Raw genomic sequence first — 20503 nt, forward strand, 5'->3', positions numbered from 1 at the left:
CCCGGCCCCGTCCACGTCGCCACGCCCGCGTTGTTCAACGTGCGCGTATCGAACAAGGTGATCGTCGAGGTCGTGCTCAGCACCAACCCGCCGTTGGCGTTCACACTTCCCGTCCCGCGGATCAATCCCGCCTGCCACGTCATCACGCCGGTCACCGTCAAGTCGTCGTCCCCGGTCAGCGTCCCCGCGGTCTGCATGTACGTCGTCACCATCTTCGCTGTGCCCGTGTTCAGCGTCAGACTGCCGCCCTGGACCTTCAGCGTATTCGACAGCATCGCGTTGGCGCCCGCCGCGAACGTGACCGCGGCGTTGGTCACCAGCGTCTGCGCCCCCACGTTGTACGTGCTGCCGGACGTGAACGTGATGGTGCCCCCGGTGAACCCGATGGTGTCGGGACTCGTCAGCGAGCCGCTCACCATGTGATCGCCACCCGTGAACGCCAACCCCGCCCCCGCCATCACCGTGGTCGTCCCCTGATGGAGCCCGTCGCCTGCGAGTTGCAGCGTGCCACTGAGCACCTTCAACATGCCGCTGTCGGTGAAGAACGACGAGAGCACCGTGATCCCGTCGCCACTACCGAGCTCCTTGGTCACCATTCCGTGGTTGTTGAACGTCCCGGCCCCCATGTCGGCGGCCGTCTTGATTTGGAAGGTCGCCCCCATCACGTTGTTGAAGATCGCGTTGCCACCGATCGAGAAGGCCCCCGGCCCTGACCACGTCGCCACCCCGGCGTTGTTCAATGTGCGCGTATCGAACAAGGTGATCGTCGAGGTCGTGCTCAGCAGCAACCCGCCGTTGGCGTTGACGTTGCCCGTCCCGCGGATCAGTCCCGCCTGCCACGTCATCACGCCCGTCACCGTCAGATCGTCCGCGCCCGTGAGCGTCCCCGCGGTCTGCATGTACGTCGTCACTGTCTTCGCCATGCCCGTGTTCAGCGTCAGACTGCCGCCCTCGATCTTCAACGTGTTCGACAGCGTCGCGTTGGCGCCCGCCGCAAACGTCACCGCAGCGTTGGTCACCAGGGTCTGCGTACCGACGCTGTACGTGCTGCCGGACGTAAACGTGATGGTGCCCCCGGTGAACCCGATAGTGTCGGGACTCGTCAGCGATCCGCTCACCGTGTGGTCGCCACCCGTGAATGCCAACCCCGCCCCCGCCATCACCGTGGTCGTCCCCTGATGGAGCCCGTCGCCGGCGAGTTGCAGCGTGCCGCTGAGCACCTTCAACATGCCGCTGTCGGTGAAGAACGACGAGAGCACCGTGATCCCATCGCCGCTGCCGAGCTCCTTGGTCACCATCCCGTGGTTGTTGAACGTCCCCGCCCCCATGTCGGCCGCCGTCTTGATCTGAAAGGTTGCGCCCATCAGATTGTTGAAAATCGCGTTGCCCCCGAGCGAGAAGGTTCCCGGCCCCGTCCACGTCGCCACCCCGGCGTTGTTCAACGTGCGCGTATCGAACAACGTGATCGTCGTCGTCGTGCTCAGCACCAACCCCCCGTTCGCGTTCACGCTCCCCGTCCCCCGGATCAACCCCGCCTGCCACGTCATCACGCCGCTCACCGTCAGGTTTGCGCTCCCGGTAAATGTTCCTCCGGTTTGCGTGTACGTGGCAACGGTCGCGTTGGCGCCACTGAGGTCGAGCGTACCACTAGCCAGGATGACGTCGTCGCCGATTGCCGGAGCACCGGCAGGATTCCAGTTGCCACCGTTGAACCAATCCGCGGACATCGCGCCGGTGAACGTTTTGCTCACCGCGTGGGCTGGAGGAGGAGCCACCAGTGCAACCACGGCGAGCAGACACGTCATCGCGAACAGGTTCAGCCGCATACGAGTCGACCACATGGGACCCTCCTTACCGACCGCCGCGTTTCGCAACGCGTAACCGCGCGCCGCTCACGACGGGGAGAAGATGACACCGACGCGCGGGGCATACACCCAGCGGAGTCGCCGGGTCAACAATCTTTCGGTGAAAATCGAGAGGCAGCATCGCCAACGGATTTGTCGCGCTGGCTGTTTCGCTCACGCGACAGGCGCGCTATAGTTCGAGGCGTTATTTTTTTCGGAGGCCGTTTATCATGATCGATCCCGACAACTCACAACCGGCGAAGCCCGGCAGCGCGGCGGGTGAAGAAGACTTCGCCGCGATGCTCGCCGCCAGTGAAACGCAGCAGACCCGACGCAAGAAGATCGTCGCCGGAGATGTCGTGCGTGGCCACGTGATCGCCCTCTCGGCCAGCAGTGCGTTCGTCGAAATCGGAGGCAAGGGCGAGGCCGTCATCAATCTCGATGAGTTTCGCGATTCCCAGAGCGGCGAAGTGCAGCTCGCCGTCGGTGATCAAGTCGAAGCGACCGTCACCGACGATGGTGGCCAGTCCGGCCAGATCACGCTCAAACGCACCGTTGGTCGCGGCGGTCATGTGTCGGGCGAACTTGATCAGGCACTCGCCGGCGGAATTCCGGTCGAAGGCATCGTAACCGGGGAGAACAAGGGCGGCTTCGATGTCCAGATCGGGACCGTGCGCGCCTTCTGCCCGGGATCACAGATCGATCGCCGTCGCGGCCAGGCGGCGCAGTACATCGGCCAGCGGCTGCGCTTCCGCATCATCAAGATCGAATTCGGTGGACGCAACGTCGTGGTGTCGCGTCGCGCGCTGCTCGACGACGAGGCGGCCGCGCAGGCGATTACGACCTGGGAGCGCCTCAAGGTCGACGCGGTCGTCCAAGGCACCGTGACTTCCGTGCGCGACTTCGGCGCGTTCGTCGATCTCGGCGGTGTCGAAGGCTTGGTGCACATCAGCGAACTCGGCCACGGGCGCGCGCGCCATCCGTCCGACGTGCTCACCGTCGGCCAAGCCGTCGAGGTCAAGGTCCTCAAGGTCGAACCGGGTGATGGCGGCACGCGACCGAAGATCGGCCTCTCGCTGCGCGCGCTGGCGGCTGATCCGTGGGGCGCGGCGCGTGAGCAGTTTGCTGTCGGAGCCACGGTGCGCGGGACGGTGCGTCGCCTGGAGAATTTTGGGGCGTTCGTCGAAGTCGCACCCGGCCTCGATGGGCTGGTGCACGTTTCGAAGATGGCCCTCGATCGCCGCATCGCTCACCCACGACAGGTGGTCAACATCGGCGACGAAATCGACGTGACCATCATGGCGGTCGATCCCGAGAAGCGCCGCCTCAGTCTGTCGATGGTCGAACACGCGCGCAAGGAGCAGGACGCCGGCAAGGTCGAAGCGCGTCAGGAGGAACAAGCCGCGGTCGCGCAAGCCAATGAGCGCAAGACCCTCGGCACGTTCGCCGATCTGCTCGCGGTTTCGAAGAAGGGATAGACCTGCGCGCGCACGCAGCGCGCTTCGAACTATTTCTTTTCCTTCGGCTCGTCTTGCGGATCGAAATTCAAGCTCACCGAGTTCAGACAGTAGCGCTGGCCGGTCGGCGCCGGACCATCGTCGAACACGTGACCCAGGTGAGACTCGCAATTAGCGCAATGAACCTCGATACGCCGCATGAAGAAGCTGCGATCGCTCTCGATGCCGACGTTGCCGGGATCGAGCGGCGCAGAAAAACTCGGCCAGCCCGTGCCGGACTCGAATTTAGTTTCCGAACTGAACAGCGGCGCATCGCACGCCACGCAGCGGTAGACCCCACGTGCGTGATGGTCCCAGTACTGGCCGCTGAAGGCACGCTCTGTCCCCTTCTTGCGACAGACCGCGTACTGCTCGGGGGTGAGCTGCTGGCGCCACTCGTCTTCTGATTTGCTCACTTTGGCTCCCATCAGTCGTTCGCTCCGTCAGACTTCAAAGCGCCACGCCGGACCATCACGCACGATGCGGCCAGCGGTCGGCGTGGCGAAGTGCGTGCCGAATACCAACACGGGGCCGTCGGCATAGCGGGTCAGAAACGCGCGCCGCGTCGTGCGCGCGGCGTCGGCATCGACATCGAAGCTGCTCGGCCATTGCGGTTCCGCGCACTGCACGGGATGATGCATCAAGTCGCCGGTAATCACCGCTTCCGCAGCGCGTGAGCTGATCCGCACGCTGACGTGCCCGGGGGTGTGCCCCGGTGTCGGTTCGAGCCACACCTCGTCGGTGAGACGATGATCCGACGCCACCAGGTCGGCGAGGCCGGCATCGAAAATCGGCCGCACCGAGTCGCCGATCACGTCGCCATCGGCATTGTCCGTGACCTGCCTCCAGTGCTCCCACTCAGCGCGTGCGAAGAGGTAACGTGCCCGCGAAAACGTCGGCAGCCAGCGACCGTCGACCAGCATCGTGTTCCACCCGACGTGATCGATGTGGAGATGAGTGCAAAGCACCGTGTCGATCGATTCGCGCGGAAAGCCGGCCGCCGCCATGTCTTGCAGAAACGGCCCCTGGAGATTGGTCCAATGCGGATTGGTGCGCTGCTTGTCGTTGCCGATGCAGGTGTCGACGACGATGCGTCGGCCGCACGACTCGATCACCAACGCGTGCACCGATGCGATCAGGCGGCCCGTCTCGTCGATGAAGCGCGGCCGCAACCAGCTCGCGTGCCGCAGCACACGTTCGGGTGTCGCATCCGGCAGGAGGAACGTCCCCGGCATCGGCACTTCGCTTTCAATCACGCGGGTGATCGTCACATCACCGATCGTCCATCGATGCATGGGTCGGATACTTAGCACGCAGCGCGGCTGAGGCGATAGCACGCCGGCCACGAACGTGACTGGCTCACGATGCCGCGGCGCGCGGGTGCCCGTGACCGTCGAAGCGGTCTTGGTACCACTCGGCACGCGCATCGATCGTCTCGAGCGTCACCTGATGCGCGTACTCCATCACGTGACGGCGGCGTTGAAAGCTCATCGGGCTGCGCAAGAGCATCAGCGAATCGGTGCAGCTCGGTTCGAACACCACGATCTCGACATCAGGGTGCGCGCGACGACACAGCACCAGCGCGGCCTCGAATCGTTCGCGACTGCTGATGCGGCTGGACTGCTCGCCGATGCAGCTCACTCCCATCTCTGAAACACTTGTGACCGCTTTCGGCGATGGCTCCGACGAGCCCGGCTGTTCAGGATCGTTGTCAAACGGCACCAGCGGATTCACCACCACGACCAACTCGGCGCCATGCTCGATGGCTACGTCGATCGGCGTGTTGCCGGCCGTCGCACCATCGATGTAGTGGCGGCCGTTGATCTCATAAGGTCGGAAGAACGCGGGGACGGCGCACGACGCCGGCACCGCATCGCTGATCGCCACATGGCGCCACCCCTCGCTCCCGAACACCACGCGGCGACCGCGATCGAGGTCGATGGCCGGAACGTAGAACTCGCGGGCGAGGCGGACGAAGTCGTCGGCGATGCCTTCGCAGCGGAAAATCTCCGCCAAGTAGTCGCGCAACGGGGTCAGGGAGAAGAGGCCCGACGGGAGCTGCTCCTGCAAACGATAGAGAAACTCGGAGAACGACAAGTCGCGCCAGCTCGGCCCCGGCGTGTAGGAGGTCGTGACAACGTCGCGGATCGCCCCCCAGCAGGCGCCGAGGAAACTCCAGCCGTCAAACCGATAGATGTCGCCGCGCTTGAAGTTGAGGAGACACTGCTGCTCCTCGGCAATCGCCGCATACAGCTTGCCGGCCGGAACCTGGCTCGCCACCATTGCGGCGATGATCGCGCCGGCGCTAACGCCGATGTAGATGTCGAAGAACGTGTTCGCGAACTGGCTGCCAAGGCGTTGATCCAGTGCCGCGAGACAACCGATCTCATACGCCGCCGCCGTGATCCCACCACCGCTGAGCACCAAGGCGGTTTTGCGCTTCTTGCGCCGGAGCGAACGGAGGGTCATTCGTTGCGATCACCATCACCTGCGAATTCTCACTGCAGGTTGCATGCCTTCACTCCAGAGGCATCGGAGCACGAGCAGCGCGCTTCCCGGATCCGCCACGGCACCCGATCGAGCGCGCAAAACGGCGAGGGCGTGACGCAAACGCCACAACCCGTCGGCCAACTTCACACGGGGGACATTCGGCCAGGCCGCGGCGGCCGTGGTAGGTCACCCGCCATGCGAATTGCTTGGCGAGTCGAGGTGCATTGAGTGCGGGCGCAACCTTAACAGCGAAGGGACTCAACCCGCGGCATCCGCTAGCGGCACCGCCTGGGCGGGCGCGCCGGATGCATCGGACGCGGTCACGAACGCAAAGACACCGGCAGCGGTCAGCGCGAGGCCGAGCCATTGTTGCAGTGTCGGCACTTCACCGAGCAGCGCGAAGCTCGCAACCAACGACAGCAACGGAATCGACGGCACCACGATCGATGTCGCTCGCGCGAGATCGAGCCGCGTGATGGCTTGATACCAGAGCAGCGTGCCTCCGTAACTCAACACGACGCCTTGCAACGCCAACCACGGCAGTTGCGACAACAGGATCGAAGCGACGGGTAGTGCGGACAATCCGCCGGTCACCAGCCACGCGAGTGCGAGGATCACGCCCCCGTGGATGTAGCGCGCACCGGTCAAGATGGATGGCGGCACGCCGATCAGCCCGCGCAGCACGATCAGGTGCGAGGTCTGCCAGCACAGTGGCGTCGCGAGCAAGATCCACACGCCACTCGATCCGGAAAGCCCGTGTACACCAACCGCGAGCGCAATGCCTGTGAGCAATACGGCGGTGGCGACCACGCGACGCGGTGTCGGCCGATGACCGAGCGCGAACCAGGCCAACAGCAGCGCGTACGCCGGCTCGATTTGCAGACACAGCACCGCGTCGATCGCGCTGGCTCGACTCGCCCCGAGGAAGAAAAGGAAGTGCGCGCCCGCGGTACCCAGCGCGCCAATCGCGACCAATCGCAACCCCACCGTTGGCCGCACCAGCCCACGCAACTCGCCGCGCAGTGCCAACACGATCGCCGCACACACACCGCCGAAGACGCTCGTCACGGCAGCGACGAACAACGGGGCCGCGTGGCCGGTGGTGAGCTTCGCCACCGCCGGCACAAACGCCCCGTTGAGCGCGCACAGGGCGGCGAACAGCAGCCCCAAGCGTTCTTCCTTTCGATTCACGCGAACGCTCTTCTCACGCCGGCTGTGATCATGGTCGCGAGGGTCTACCGGCTCCGCCGTACCGTCGCAAGGTGCGCCCGCCAAATGTAGCGGCTCCCCGTAGCCGCAGGCTTCAGCCTGCGTCCGCAATCCAACCTCGATGCCCCCACCTGCTGCCCCCGCTTCCCACAACGCTGCGCGGCGCGCATGATGGCGCGCGACGGGAGACAAACATGAGCGGTATCAAGATCGGCATCGGCTTTGGGCTCTCGCGCTTCGGCATGCCGAGCCCCGAGACGATCTGCGCGTATGCCGAACGCGCCGAGGATCTCGGCATCGACTCGATCTGGCTCTCCGACCGCATCGTGTCGCGCCAACCGCAGCTCGACATCGCCTGCGTGATGGCGTTGTTCGCCGCCCGCACCAAGCGCATCAAGATGGGACCCGCGGTGCTGACCTTGCCCGCCCGCGATCCAGTGCAGGTCGCGCGCACCTACGCCACGCTCGACTATCTCAGCGGTGGGTGTCGCCGCATCATCATGGCGGTCGGATTGGGCAGCGATCCGCGCGACTGCATCGCCTGCGGCATCAAGCCCGAGGAGCGCGTCGCACGCCTCGAAGAAGGCGTCGAGGTGCTGCGCAAGTTGTGGAGCGCGCCGAACGTCACCCACCACGGAACCTTCTATCACTTCGACGACGTGACCATTGAGCCACGCCCTGCCCACGGCGCGCTCGACATCTGGATCGGCGGCCGCAGTAACCCAGCGCTGCGGCGCACGGCAAAGTACGGCGACGGCTGGTTCCCGTCGTTCATCTCGCCGACGGAATTCACCGAGGGCATGACCAAACTAACCGCGTACGGCGCCGCGCTGGGGCGCACCATCGATCCGGGCGAAGCCGGCGTCGTACTGCTCACCTACGTCAACCGTGACCGCGACCGCACTCGCCAAGTGGCCGAACTGGTCGCGCAGAATTTTCGCGCACCCGCCGACGCGATGGCCGCGCGCAGCGCAATCGGCACGCCGGAGGAGTGTGCCGACGTCATTCGCACCTATGTCGCCGCCGGCTGCACGAAGTTCGTCCTGTTCCCCATTGTTCCGCCCGATGAGTTGGTCGGCCAGATCGAACTCTACGGCCGCGACATCGTGCCGCGGTTCCAGTGATGCAACTCGACAGCGCTCACATCGGCGTCGACGATCTCGATCGCGCCGCAGCGCACTACGCGCTACTACTCGGCAGTGCACCGGTGACGACCGCCGGCGGCACGCGACGTTTCCAACTCGAACGCGGTGCGGTCGAACTGGAAGTCGGCGCACCCGGCGTTCACGCGATTCGTTTCGTGCCGGCCGCGATGAGCACGCCGACGTGGCCGGTCGATGTCGACGCGTTCAACGGCCTCGATGTCCGCATTGGAGCGATGACCAGTCCCTCGATCACCACGGTCTCGGCCAACGCCGTGCACGCGATCGATCACGTCGTCATCAACACACCGGACCTCGACCGCGCGATCGCCCTGTGGCGCGATCGTCTCGGCGTGCGGCTCGCGCTCGATCGCGAGTTCCCCTCGCGCGCGCTGCGCATCTGCTTCTTCCGCAGTGCCGACATCACACTCGAGTTTGTCAGCAGCTTGCCGCCGCCGCCCGATCGTTCCGGCCCCGACCGTTTCTTCGGTATCGCGTATCAAGTGGCGGATCTCGCCGGATGCCGCGATCGGCTGCTGCAAGCGGGCATCGACGTCAGCCACGTCCGCCCGGGCCAGAAGTCAGGCACCGAGGTCGCCACCGTGCGCAGCCACACATCGGGCGTGCCGACGCTGCTGATCGCGCCGGTCAGCAGCCGTAGCGTCTGATACGCTGCAAAGAATGCTCAGTGCTGGGTGCGGACGCATCCGTAGAGAGAAGCATTGAGGGCGAGAATCAGTTCATCGATCGTCACGTGCCGATTGCCATCGCTGTCCGCCCGTGGACACCCCGCATACGTCGTCTCATCGAGCGCGATATGGACGCCCTTCACCAACTCGTCGACGGTCACGGCACCGTTGTCATCGCAGTCGCCGAAGCACAGGCCAGGGGTCGGCGTCGGGGCACGCGTAGGAGTTGGGCTTGGGGTTGGTGTGGCTGTCGCGATCAATGGCCCCGGGTCGGACGGTAGCGTGAGAACGTAAAGTTGCGGACTTCGAAAGAAGTAGGGTGGACTGCCAACGATATTAGTATAGGCAACAAAGGCGAGGTGCTCGCCCGTCGCGTCAAATTTCAGCCCTTGCGCATCGCGGGGTACGCCCAGGAGCTGGTGTACGCCGGTCGGAGTGATCATCTGCCCCACGCCGTACGGGCCGACAGAAAGCATCAGCGCGATGCGCGATGCGTCGGCATTCAGAGTGTAGCTGCCGATGAACACCCTTGGATCGGTGTTGTGTGTCAACTGTCGCAAGGGCCCGCCGATTTGCTGAGCATAGAGCTGAGCGCGCGCGTCTTGGTTCGTGCCAACGAGGTCGGCCGACGACTCGAACACCACCCATTTTCCATCACGGCTAAGGCGCCATCCATACGCGTCCGCAGAGGTGAGCTGGATGGTCTTCCCGCTGTGAACGTCGAACAAGTAAAGATGCCCTTCGGCGAACGTTGCACCGTTGTCATTGTCCGGTACATAAACATAGGTTGATCGCTCGAACAGTATCCGCTGACCGTCGGCGCTCAACTGGGGCGAGTAGACAGCGTCATCGTTCGGACCTGCCTTCGTCACCTGCCGCAGCGGTTTGTTCTCGCGCCAGAGGAACATCTCACCATGATGGTCAGGATTGGTACCGACGTAGTCTGCCGTCGATGTGAACACGACTGTGCGACCGTCAGCACTGATGTCCGGGCCGAAGTTGGGCCGTGCGCTTGGGTTCGTGATCGCAATTGGGCCGCCCGGCGTAAACAGCACCATCTCTGCATCACCACCCTTGCCCGGCTCCGTCTGAAAGGTGGTACAGGTTGCCACGACGCGAGTGCCATCTCCGTTTACGCGAACGTGGTCACAAGCGCGACCCGATCTCTGGCCATCGTTCAGTTGCCGACGATTCTCACCGTCGGTTTCCACTGCGATCAGATCGGCCAGGTTAGTGTAAGCGACCACGGTGCCGTCGTCACTGATGTCCAAATCATAGACCTCTGCGACGTCCCCACCCGATGTCAGCAAGCGTGCATTGGGAACGGGCGATGGGGTTGGTGTCGGAGTCTGCACCGGACAGCCGCCGGGTATTGTGCCGATCAGTATCTTTCCCGGTTGTCCTCCAACCGTAGTCGTGGCGACCACCGCGTTCGTAGCCGTATCAATCGCCGCAACAGCGGAATAGCCCGCCAGCGTCACGTAGACCCGACGGCCGTCCGGGGTAATGGCGACGTGCCTTGGATAGCTGCCGTCGCCAAGAAAGATGCTCCCAACAACCACGTTCGTATCGAGGTCGATCACGGAGAGTTCGCCCGTATTCAACTGCGCCACGTAGGCACGCCGCAACTCAGCGCTCACGGCCAGATTGGTCGGCGCGCTGCCATGAGTAAACGGGATGGTCGATGCAATCGACCCCGTCGAGACATCGATCACAGAAACGGAATCCGACAACGAGTTCGCGACGTACACGCGGTCACCGCTCGGAGTGATGGCGATGCCTTCAGGATAGCTGCCGACGGCGATCCGCTGCACGACCGCCCTCGAATTCGTGTCGATGACGGCAACGCCACCAAACAGGCCCTTGGTTACATATGCGAATGCCGAATCTGGAGTAATCGCAACGCGTGTCGGAAAATATTCAACGTCAACAGACGTAGCGATCTTGTTCTGCGCCGTATCAATCACGGCGACTCCTCCCCCATAATCCTGACCCGATGCTGCCTGAAAGGCGACATAGGCAAATCGGCCGTCCGGGCTGACCGCGATGTCCTTGAGCTTGGGATTTCCACTCAATGCAATTTCCCCGACCTTGTCGTACGTGCGCGCGTCGATCACCACGATCGTACTTTCATACAGCTTCGCGGCATAGAGGAATCGACCATCTGGCGTTAGATCTCCAGTCGTGAGCGCGCCTTGCCTAATGTGGGCCGCAATCTGGTCTTCACCAGTATCGATGACCGCTGTGGCGTCCGCACTATTGGTAACGAAGGCGCAGTACTGCGCCGCACACGGGGTTGCCAGCGCGCCGAGGACAAGGCCGCCCACCACCGCCGCGACTCGCTGCCAGATGTGGAGCATCACGTGATCGGTGCAATGCATGCAGGATCGTGATGCACAACTGGACAGTGTACTTTACACGCCACCATCGTGACGTCGCTTGTGGATCAACGTGGCGCCTTTGTCAACGTCGCTGATCGCGCGGATCAGCAGCGGCATTGCGCGGAAGGATTGACGTCGCGCACTCGCGCCGCCACGAACTCCTTCACCCCTTCGCCGCCAGTCAGTCGCAGCCACAGCGGTCCCGCCGCCGGTTCCCATTCGAGCGCGATGCGGAAGAAGGGGCAGCAGCGTCGTTCGAACAACACGAACTCAGCGGCCGCCTGACTGGCGGATGAATCCAGTCGCAGCGCGAAGCCGTCGGCTAGCTCGCGCACTTCGCGTACGCCGCTGCGCACCGCGGTCGCGAGCGCCTCGTAGCAGACTCGTTCATCACCCGTGAAGGCGTTCAGATCGCAGGCGATCGGCAACGACTCGTTGGCCATGGGCGGTTCCTTTCCCCGTTCACGCATGGATTGATGGACGCCGCGCGCGCCACGGCTGCGCCTGTTCGAGCTGCGCCGCGACGCGGATGAGCAGATCCTCGCGCGCATACGCCGCGACCAATTGCACGCCGATCGGCAGGCCCGCGTCGGTCCAGTGCAGCGGCAGCGAGATCGCCGGCTGGCCGGTCATGTTGAACGCGGAGGTGAAGGTGCTGAACGCGCCCGCCCGCATCAAACCGGCGAGCGGATTGTCGGGCGGTGAGGCGAAGCTGCCGAGCGGCGGCGCGGGCTCGGCCGTCGTCGGCGTGAGTAGAAGATCAAGGCCGCTCGCCCACCAACTCGCGATGCGGCGGGATTGCGCTTGCGCCGACTGGACCGCCCGCAGGTAGTCGCGCGCCGACACCTGCCGGCCTAGCTCGGCAAACGCCCAGGTCATCGGCTCCACGCCGTCGCGGCCGATTGTGCGGCCGGTCTTCTCGCTCCACAAATCGAGCGCGCGCGCCGCCGCCGCCGACAACATGGTGCCGAACGCGCGCAGGATCTCCACGTCCATCAACGCGGCGGGCGACGAGTCTTCCACTGTATGGCCGAGCGACGCCAGCAGACGCGCCGCGCCTTCGGCCGCGGCGACGCAGTCGCGGTGCACCAGCACGCCGTTGGGTGCCCGCGTCAGCAGTCCGATGCGCAGACGGCCGGGATCGGCACCAACCTCAGCCGCGAACGCACGAGCGGGCGGCGGCGCGGAGTACGGATCGCCAGGCATCGGCCCGTGCACGGCGTCGAGGATGGCCGCGGTATCGCGCACCGAATGCGTGACCGAGTTCTCGACCGAGCAGCCGCCCCAGCGTTCACCGGCGTCGGGACCGAGCGAGTTGCGTCCACGCGACGGTTTCAGTCCGACCAACCCACAATGGCTCGCAGGAATGCGGATCGAGCCGCCGCCATCGGTCGCATGCGCCACCGCGACCATACCGGCAGCGACCGCCGCCGCGGCGCCGCCGCTCGAACCGCCCGACGAGCGCGACACATCCCACGGATTGCGCGTCCGGCCGTACGATTGCGGCTCGGTGGTCGGCAGCAGCCCCAGCTCGGGCGTGTTGGTCTTGCCGAGAAAGATGAAACCCGCCGCGCGGAACTTTGCCGCCAGGTGCGTGTCGTGCGGTTCCACCCAGCCAATGTCGCGCAAGCAGCGCATGCCGACGTGATACGGATCACCGGCCGAGTGCGCGCCGAGATCCTTCAGCAAGAACGGTACGCCACGAAACGGTCCGGCTGGCAACGCGGCCGACTGGGCCTGCGTGCGCGCTCGATCGAACATCGTCGTGATCACCGCGTTGAGTTTCGGATTGATCCGCTCGATGCGCGCGATGGCTACATCGACCAGTTCGATCGGCTTCACGTCACCGCGCCGAATCAAGTCGGCTTGCGCGGTCGCATCGAGAGTAGCGTGTTCGTCACTCATGGGTGCGGGCTATACACCGCAATCGATAGAGACGGAACACCGGCTGGAAGCCGGTGCCACCACATGATTGGGAAGATCACCGACAACCATCGGTGGCACAGGCATCTTGCCTGTGTCCATCACCTTCGCAGCAATCCTTCCTGCGCGACCGACACCACGCGCGTGCCGTTGCGATCGTACATGGCGCCAAGCAGCAACGCGCGCGCGGCGTGCGCCACCGGGCTCTCGGTAGCGAACAGAATCCAGTCGTCGAAGCGGGGCGGATGATGGAACCAGACGGCGTGATCGAGACTCGCTCCGGTGCGCAACCGCCACGTCAACCCGTGCGGACGCGCGGCGGTGCGCAGCAACGTACGATCGCTGGCGAATATCAGCAGCGCGGTGTGCACTAGCGGATCGTCGGGTACCGGGCCACGCGGACGCAGCCACACGCGCCGGCGCGGCGCCAGCTTCACGTTCGGGTCGGGGCTATCGGGATCGCACACGCGCACTTCGATCGGGCCGTCGGGCCGACGCTTGGTCGGATCGCCGAGCAACGTGGCGCGCACGTCCTCCCAGTCCGGCAGCGTTTCCGGCTCGGGCGCCGCGGGCGGGAGCGAGTCCTGATGGGCGATGCCGTCTTCTGGTTTGGTGAAACTCGCCGACAGATGGAAGATCGCTTCGCCGGCTTGATGCGCGACGACGCTCCGCGTCGCGAACGTGCGGCCGTCGCGAATGCGATCGACGATGAAACGAATCGGTACGTTGTGTTTGCCGGGGCGCAGGAAGTAGCCGTGCAACGAGTGCAACTGCCGATCGGCGACCGTACGTGCGGCCGCCACGGCGGATTGCGCCGCGACCAGCCCGCCGAAAAGCGCGCCTTCGCCACGTCCCGACGAGCCGAGAAACAAGTCGCGATCGAGTTGTTCGACGGCGAGCCGTCGCAGCAAGCGCGTCAGCGGCGTCGGGCGGGATTCGGCCATCACCACGTGTAGCGCACGGTGTAACGCACCGTGGCGCCGCCGTCCTTCTTCAACGGCACTGGAAATTGAATCGTGCGCGCGTCGACCTTCTCGAAGTCTTGGCTCTTCTGCGCGATCGTCCAGTTCGTCCAGCGGTAGAGGTTCTCCTTCACCAGCACAGTGACCGGCTCGTCCTTGTGATTGCGCAGCGTGATCTCGATGGTCTCTTCCATCGAATTGCGCGCGGTGTCGATCTTGAAATCGATCTGCTTGCGCTCGCCCACCACGTCGAACGCGCTGCCGAGCTTGATCAGCACCGGCTCGTCTTTGGGCGTGTGATCGATGGTGTCTTCGCCGATGAACTCGAGCGTCTGATCGGCCGGGTCGAGTTTGCTGACGCGCACGCGGCCCGACGGCAGCGGCATGCCCATGCCGTGGTTCTTCGCGTTTTTGAAGCGGAGGTAGATGTCGACTTTCTTGTTGGACTCGGCGCCGAGATTGCGGTCAGTGACCGGGCTGCCGAAGAAGCCGCGATACCCTTCGCTCAAACCGTAGTACACCAGCACCTTGTCGCACGGCACATCGCGCGCGCTCGGGAATAATTCGAGTTGCTTGGTCGAGTTGTCCGGAAGCGTGGTCGAGCGCCCGAGAGTGTAGAGGTGATACTCGAAGAAGGCCTTCTCTTCGAAGCCGGGTGCGGTTCGTGCGTCCTTGGCGAGAAACATGTCAGCTCGCCCACCGGCGGCCGCGCGCATCGGCGCGCGGTGCACGTCGCCGGCAATCAGCTTGAGCTTGGCATCGGGATAGCTCGCGCCCGATTGATTGATGATGCTGACCCACGCGCCAACGTCGAGCACGCCGCTGTTGGCGTCCTTGCCCTCAGCAAAGACGAGGTTGTAGTCGGCCCACCACGTCATGCCGCCGGTCTGGTAGCTGACGCGAGCGCGATGGGCCCCGGGCTTGTCGGTGTCGATGTCCCACACCAACGTCGGCTTAGTGATCAATCCGCCGGGCAGCTCGGGCAAGCGGACGTTGGAGTAGCCGTTAACGATCTGCACCGCGCCGTTGGCGTCTTTGAGCACCACGCCCCCCGACGTGCTCAGCAGCGTGCCGGTCGCTGTCGTGATCGCGTTGCCGACGGTTTGCTCGACGGTGATCGTGCGATCGAGGTAGCGCTGCAGCAGCTTCTCGGTGCTGACGAGATCGAACTGGTAGTTCTGCTCCAGCACATGCGTGCCGGTGGGATCAGTGAGCGACTCGAACGACACGGTAGTCGGATCGATCTGCGCCGCGACATCGCTGAAGCGGATGCTGCTGTGCCCCTTGTCGAGCGTGAGCGCGCGCTCCTGCTTGACGACGGCATAGCCCGGAATCTGCCCGACGTACGGCGCGCGATACTCGCCGCCTTGCGGCGCGGGCCGATAGAGTTCCGGAGGAATAGCCCCGGGTGCAGCGCTGCTGTAGATCGTCAACGCAGTCGATCCGGCGGGCTCGTCGGCGGCGGCAATCCCAACCACGAGCGCAACCAACGCTAGCGCGTGCGAGACACGAACTTGCATGGCAACTCCTTACACCTTCACCCAGATCGATTTCAGTTTTGTGTACGCGGCGAGCGAATGGGCGGCCATCTCTTTGCCCCAGCCGCTCTGCTTGAGGCCGCCGAACGGGCTGGCGAAGTCGTAGCAGCCGTAGCGGTTGATGAACACCATGCCGGCGTCGAGCTGATTGGCCACTCGATGCGCGCGCGAGAGATCGCGCGACCACACACCGGCGGCGAGCCCGTACGGCGTGTCGTTGGCCATCCGCACCGCTTCGGCTTCTTCGGCGAACGGGATCACCACCAGCACCGGCCCGAAGATCTCATCGCGTGCGATCTGCATCGCGTTGGTGCCGGCGAAGATCGTCGGCCGCACGAAGTAACCGGCGGCATTGCTGCCGCGCACGTCGCGCCCACCCCCGGCAAGCAGTTGCGCGCCTTCGGCCTTGCCGATGGCGATGTAACGCAGGCATTTCTCCATCTGCTCCTGCGTACACTGCGGGCCTTGCTCGCTACGCGTATCGAAGGGATCGCCGCACACCACGCGCTCCGCCATCGCCACCAGGCGCTCGACGAAGCGGTCGTAGATACCGCGCTGGATCAGAAACCGCGTCGGCTCGGAACACTTCTCGCCCTTCTGTGCGAACATCAACTGGAACGATCGCTCGGCCGCGAAGTCGAAATCAGGGACATCATCGAAGACAATGTTGGGCGACTTGCCGCCGAGTTCGAGCGTCACCGTCTTCAAGTTCGAGTCGGCCGCGTTGTGCAGGATGCGGCGGCCAACCGCGGTGCTGCCGGTGAAGGAGATCTTGTCCACCTGCGGATGCGCGCTGAGCTGCTCGCCGACCTCGCCGCCGCCAAGCACGAGATTGATCACACCCGCTGGGACATCGACCTGTTCGTGAACCAACTCGATGAAACGAATCAGCGAGTACGAGGTCGACGGCGACGGCTTGATGATCACGGTGTTGCCCATCGCCAGCGCCGGCGCCAGCTTCCACGCCGCTAACAACAGCGGAAAATTCCACGGCACGATCAGGGCGCACACACCGACCGGCACGCGCGCGGTGTAATTGATGAAGTCGCCGTCGACAGGACAACTCTCGCCGTAAACCTTGTCGGTCCAGCCAGCGTAGTAGTCGAACACATCGCCGGTGTCGGGCATGTCGTCGTCGTACGCCTCGCGGTACAGCTTGCCGTTTTCAAGCGCGATCAACGTGGCCAGTTCGGCGCGATGCGTACGTGCGACCTCGCCGATGGCGCGCAGCACGCGCGCCCGCTCGCGCCGTGCCAGCGCGCCCCACGGACCACTCGCAAACGCTCGCCGCGCCGCCGCCACGCCGGCGTCGACCGCTGAGGCATTCGCGCACTGCAGCGTGCCGAGCAATTCGCCGGTCGTGGGATTGATCGTCGCGACGGAGCCGCCGCCGCCATCACGCCACACGCCGTCAATGAACCCGCGCTTTGGCGTGCGCAACCATTCACGGGCCCAGTCGAGTCGTGCGGGTTCCATTTGGGATTCTCTCCGCCTCTCCGTCCCTGCGCCTCAGCGTTGAATTGTGGATTTTCCGAACGCTGCCAGAGCACGGCAACGTTCCTCGTTCACGCGAATGCCACTCACGCAGCGCTCCGCAAACAACGTCACGCCGTTGGTCAGCATCGCGAACGCATCGAACAGGTTCACCGCGGCAACACCCTCGAACACGTTGAGATGCAACTCGCCGCGTTCGAGCGCGAGCTGCACCGCGCGATCGCAAGCGAGCACTTGGAAGCCGCATTGCAGCATCGTCTCCGGCACGACCGGATTGATTTTCGCCGCGAAGAACGACGAACCCTCCTGCACCGCCGGCAGCCGCAACTCGCCGAAGCCACCGTCGGGGCCCGACGATAGCAGGCGCAGATCCTGGGCGATCTTCATCATGCTGTCCGCGAGCAACGCAAGTTGCGTCGAGACCGAGGCGAGATCGTCGATGTTCTGCGCCGCATCGTAGAGATTCTCACGCGCCGTGAGTTGCTGACCGGTGATGTCGTTCAATGCCGGAAGAACCGCCGCTCGATACGCATCCGGAGCGCCGTCGCCCGAGCCGATCACCGTGCCGCCGAGATTGACCTGGCGCAACGCCTCGACAGTGCGGGCGAGTTCGGTCGTGCGCCGCCCGAGCAACGCAGCGTAACCACCGAAGAGTTCCCCCATCGAGACCGCCAGTCCGTCTTGTAAGCAGGTGCGCGACAAGGTCATGACCGGCGCGAACTCGGTGGCCTTGGCCCGCAGCGCGACGCCGCACGCATCCAAGGCGCGCTGCAATCCCACCCACTGATCGAGCAACGCCAAGCGCGTCGCCGTGTGGCAGACATCGGCGGTCGACTGCGACGCGTTGACATGCTGCTTCGGATGCACCGGATCGTAGACGCCACGGCGTCCACCCAACGCTTCGTTGGCAAGGTTCGCGATCACTTCGTTCACGTTCATGTTCACCGCGATGCCACCGCCGCCGGCGAGCAGATCGACCGGAAACTGATCGAGATAGCGGCCGGCGATCAGCGTTTCGCACGCTGCTTCGATGGCGTTGGCGAGGCGCTCGTCGAGCACGCCCGCCGTGCGATTGGCGCGGGCCGCCGCTCGTTTCACCTGCGCCAACGAGCGCACGTAAACCGGATAGTCGCTCAGGCGGTGTTGCGAGAAGCTGCAATTGAGAAGCGCGCGCTGCGAGTGAATTCCGAAGAGCGCGTCGGCGGGGAGGGCCAACTCGCCGATGAGGTCACGTTCGATGCGGGTCGCACTCGCCACGGCTGCGCCACGCCTCCGCGCTACGCTGCGCGGCCGTAGCGCGCCAACTGCAACAGCTCGGTGCTGCGCGTGCCGGGCTTGGTGTCGTAGGCGAGCAGCGCCACCAATCGCGTCGTCTGGCCGCGGATTGGCGTGACGCGGTGAATCGAATGGCGGCCTTCAAACAGCAGCAGCGTGCCCGGACACATCGGCACGTGCACGATGTCATCGCGCTCACCCGCAAGCAGCCGCTGCACACGCGGGTAGTTCTCTTCGCCGACGCTGCGAATAAGCGGAACGTATTCGAAGTCGCCGCCTTCGTCACCGTCGCGCAGGGCGATGGAAGTCACGAAGTCGGTCTGATCGAAGTGCCAGAATAGTTCCTCGCCCTCGCCCATGACCGCCACGTTGAGCGCCCCAAGCGGGTCGGCGTAGCGATACAGCGGATGCCGCGCCAGCGCCGCGCCGATGAATTGCATCAGCGGCTCCCACTCGTAGAGCTGACGCAGCAGCGAGTGCGCGGGGAATTGATCGTAGGCAATGACGCCGACGGCGGAGTTGCCGATGACGCGGCGCGGATGATCGTTCGGCAACGTAAAGTCCGGGATCTCTAGATACGCGGTCCCAACGCCGTTGCTGTGATGAGCGAGCGCGGCGAGAGTTTCCGCCTCGTGCACGAGTTCCGCGGTCGCCGCCGCGGTGAGGAAGCCGGGCAGCTCGCAGGCGCCGGTACCGTCGAGTTGCCGGCGACAGGCAGCGGTCAGCGTGCGCGCAGCTTGCGTCGCGAGATCGAGAATCGGATAGCGGGCGAGGTCGATCAGCTCGGCGGGAGACGGCATGGCGATGCGGCGATCACGCCGCCGACGCGGCCTCGCCGTTGAGCGCGCGACCAATGCGTTTGCGATTGCGATTGATGTCGCGCAGGTACTCGATGCCAGCCATCGCGATCGGATCGCCGACCATCTCGTCGCTCTCGCCGGCCAACTCGTCCATGTCGACCCACATCGCGTAGAGGCCGCGCGTGCGCTCGGTGATGATGCCGGCTTTGAGCAACGTCTTGATCAGCACGCGGAAGATGTTGTTGCTCTGCTTCATCAGGCGACGCCGATCGTCGTCGGTGAACGCCTCCATGACGGCGGCGCGCACCCATTGCCAGTCGAGATCGAAGCGCGCGTAGATGATCTGCTTCTGTTCGGCGTTGATCAGGTTGAACAGCAGCGTCTGGAAGCATTGCGCGGCCCAGTCTTCGACGCGCTGGTGCTCTTCTTCGGTGAGTTTTGGAATCGTGCGGTCAGCCCAGATCTTGCCGAACTTGTGATGGAACGCCTCGTCGGTCATCACCAACTGCGTCAGCTTGACCAGCAGCGGGTCCTTGGCGCGCGAATGCAGCGTGGCAAAGGCGCCCATCGCCAAACCTTCGACCAGCATCTGCATGCCGACCAGCTTCTTGTAGACCTCGGGCGCCGTCACCATCTCGTTGAGCAACACCTTCAGCGTGTGGCCGGCTGGCAACGGAGCACCCCAGCGCGCCTTCATATAGGCGGCGTAGGCGGTAACGTGGCGCGCTTCTTCACGCACTTGATTGGCGGCGTACTCCTGCGCGCCCGGATCGCGCAGCAACTGACACAAGCTGGCCGAGAGCGACAGCGCGCCTTGCTCACCGTGGAGAATCGACGACAGCACCCAGCGCGTGCTTTCGTTCGCCAGCTCGATACGCTGCTGCGCGTCCAAGCGATCGGCGACGGCAGAGTTCAGCTCGGGCACCATCTCCTTTGGCAGGATAGTGTCGGCACTCAGGTCGAAGGGCTGCTCGAAATTTACGTAGACCGGATCGGTCGGGTCCCAGAAGTGATCGTGGGTGGCAGCGATGATGCTGTCGAACGCGCCGGTGCGATCGCCGTAGCGGTCGACCTCGAGCATGGCGGGGAAGTCATCCGGCGCCACCGTGTTGTAGATCGGATCGTACGTAATCTGGTCGACCATCAACAACCTCCTGCTGGCCTGGGCGGGCACGCTATCGTCAGTGCCGGTTCTGGTCAACCGCACGGGAACTATCATCCCCAGTCCGAAAATATTTCAACGCAAAGTCGCAAGGACGC

17 protein-coding genes are annotated in these 20503 nt (G+C 64.5%); 3 read left to right on the plus strand and 14 right to left on the minus strand.

Annotated elements, in window-relative coordinates; translation table 11 throughout:
• Window positions 1–1841 (minus strand): hypothetical protein (locus tag HYR72_01945; protein ID MBI1813720.1); only part of this gene is annotated, 1841 nt, incomplete at its 3' end.
• Window positions 1842–2074: 233 nt separating this feature from the next.
• Here HYR72_01945 and HYR72_01950 point away from each other — a divergent pair.
• Complete coding sequence (locus tag HYR72_01950) at window positions 2075–3322, plus strand: S1 RNA-binding domain-containing protein (protein ID MBI1813721.1); 1248 nt, start codon at window positions 2075–2077, stop codon at window positions 3320–3322.
• A 29-nt stretch (window positions 3323–3351) separates the two neighbouring features.
• On the opposite strand, the gene msrB is transcribed toward HYR72_01950, so the two are convergent.
• The 4 genes from msrB to HYR72_01970 form a co-directional block, all read right to left on the minus strand.
• Window positions 3352–3768 (minus strand): peptide-methionine (R)-S-oxide reductase MsrB, encoded by a 417-nt coding sequence (msrB, locus tag HYR72_01955; GenBank protein ID MBI1813722.1) that lies wholly within the window; start codon window positions 3766–3768, stop codon window positions 3352–3354.
• Between the two features lie 15 nt (window positions 3769–3783).
• The gene (locus HYR72_01960) at window positions 3784–4635 is read right to left on the minus strand and encodes an MBL fold metallo-hydrolase (protein MBI1813723.1); all 852 of its coding nucleotides are present in this window, start codon (window positions 4633–4635) and stop codon (window positions 3784–3786) included.
• Window positions 4636–4699: 64 nt separating this feature from the next.
• Window positions 4700–5809 (minus strand): patatin-like phospholipase family protein, encoded by a 1110-nt coding sequence (locus tag HYR72_01965; GenBank protein MBI1813724.1) that lies wholly within the window; start codon window positions 5807–5809, stop codon window positions 4700–4702.
• A gap of 279 nt (window positions 5810–6088) precedes the next feature.
• Window positions 6089–7021: a DMT family transporter gene (locus HYR72_01970; protein ID MBI1813725.1), complete on the minus strand. Its 933-nt coding sequence runs from the start codon at window positions 7019–7021 to the stop codon at window positions 6089–6091.
• Between the two features lie 212 nt (window positions 7022–7233).
• On the opposite strand from HYR72_01970, the gene HYR72_01975 reads away from it, so the two are divergent.
• On the plus strand, window positions 7234–8163 hold the full coding sequence (locus HYR72_01975; GenBank protein MBI1813726.1) for an LLM class flavin-dependent oxidoreductase: 930 nt from the start codon (window positions 7234–7236) through the stop codon (window positions 8161–8163).
• Window positions 8163–8849: a VOC family protein gene (locus HYR72_01980; GenBank protein ID MBI1813727.1), complete on the plus strand. Its 687-nt coding sequence runs from the start codon at window positions 8163–8165 to the stop codon at window positions 8847–8849. Before HYR72_01975 ends, HYR72_01980 begins: the two co-directional genes overlap by 1 nt.
• 17 nt (window positions 8850–8866) lie before the next feature.
• On the opposite strand, the gene HYR72_01985 is transcribed toward HYR72_01980, so the two are convergent.
• The 9 genes from HYR72_01985 to HYR72_02025 form a co-directional block, all read right to left on the minus strand.
• The gene (locus HYR72_01985; GenBank protein MBI1813728.1) at window positions 8867–11251 is read right to left on the minus strand and encodes a PD40 domain-containing protein; all 2385 of its coding nucleotides are present in this window, start codon (window positions 11249–11251) and stop codon (window positions 8867–8869) included.
• Between the two features lie 104 nt (window positions 11252–11355).
• Window positions 11356–11694 carry a hypothetical protein gene (locus HYR72_01990; protein MBI1813729.1) on the minus strand — a complete coding sequence of 113 codons (339 nt, stop codon included), beginning with the start codon at window positions 11692–11694 and terminating at the stop codon, window positions 11356–11358.
• Between the two features lie 19 nt (window positions 11695–11713).
• Window positions 11714–13156 carry an amidase gene (locus HYR72_01995; GenBank protein ID MBI1813730.1) on the minus strand — a complete coding sequence of 481 codons (1443 nt, stop codon included), beginning with the start codon at window positions 13154–13156 and terminating at the stop codon, window positions 11714–11716.
• 119 nt (window positions 13157–13275) lie between these two features.
• Entirely contained in the window at window positions 13276–14118 is an 843-nt protein-coding gene (locus tag HYR72_02000; GenBank protein ID MBI1813731.1) for a thioesterase family protein, read from the minus strand.
• Window positions 14118–15656 (minus strand): DUF4139 domain-containing protein, encoded by a 1539-nt coding sequence (locus HYR72_02005; GenBank protein MBI1813732.1) that lies wholly within the window; start codon window positions 15654–15656, stop codon window positions 14118–14120. Before HYR72_02005 ends, HYR72_02000 begins: the two co-directional genes overlap by 1 nt.
• Before the next feature lie 9 nt (window positions 15657–15665).
• Complete coding sequence (locus HYR72_02010; GenBank protein MBI1813733.1) at window positions 15666–17150, minus strand: aldehyde dehydrogenase family protein; 1485 nt, start codon at window positions 17148–17150, stop codon at window positions 15666–15668.
• 33 nt (window positions 17151–17183) lie between these two features.
• Window positions 17184–18425: an aspartate ammonia-lyase gene (locus HYR72_02015; protein ID MBI1813734.1), complete on the minus strand. Its 1242-nt coding sequence runs from the start codon at window positions 18423–18425 to the stop codon at window positions 17184–17186.
• A 20-nt stretch (window positions 18426–18445) separates the two neighbouring features.
• A complete protein-coding gene (locus HYR72_02020) occupies window positions 18446–19243 on the minus strand; it encodes a hypothetical protein (protein MBI1813735.1) in 798 nt (265 codons plus the stop codon).
• 13 nt (window positions 19244–19256) lie between these two features.
• Window positions 19257–20387: a ferritin-like domain-containing protein gene (locus HYR72_02025; GenBank protein MBI1813736.1), complete on the minus strand. Its 1131-nt coding sequence runs from the start codon at window positions 20385–20387 to the stop codon at window positions 19257–19259.
• Window positions 20388–20503: the final 116 nt, after the last annotated feature.

The sequence above is a fragment of the Deltaproteobacteria bacterium genome (assembly GCA_016178705.1).
Classification (GTDB): Bacteria; Desulfobacterota; Binatia; order HRBIN30; family JACQVA1; genus JACOST01.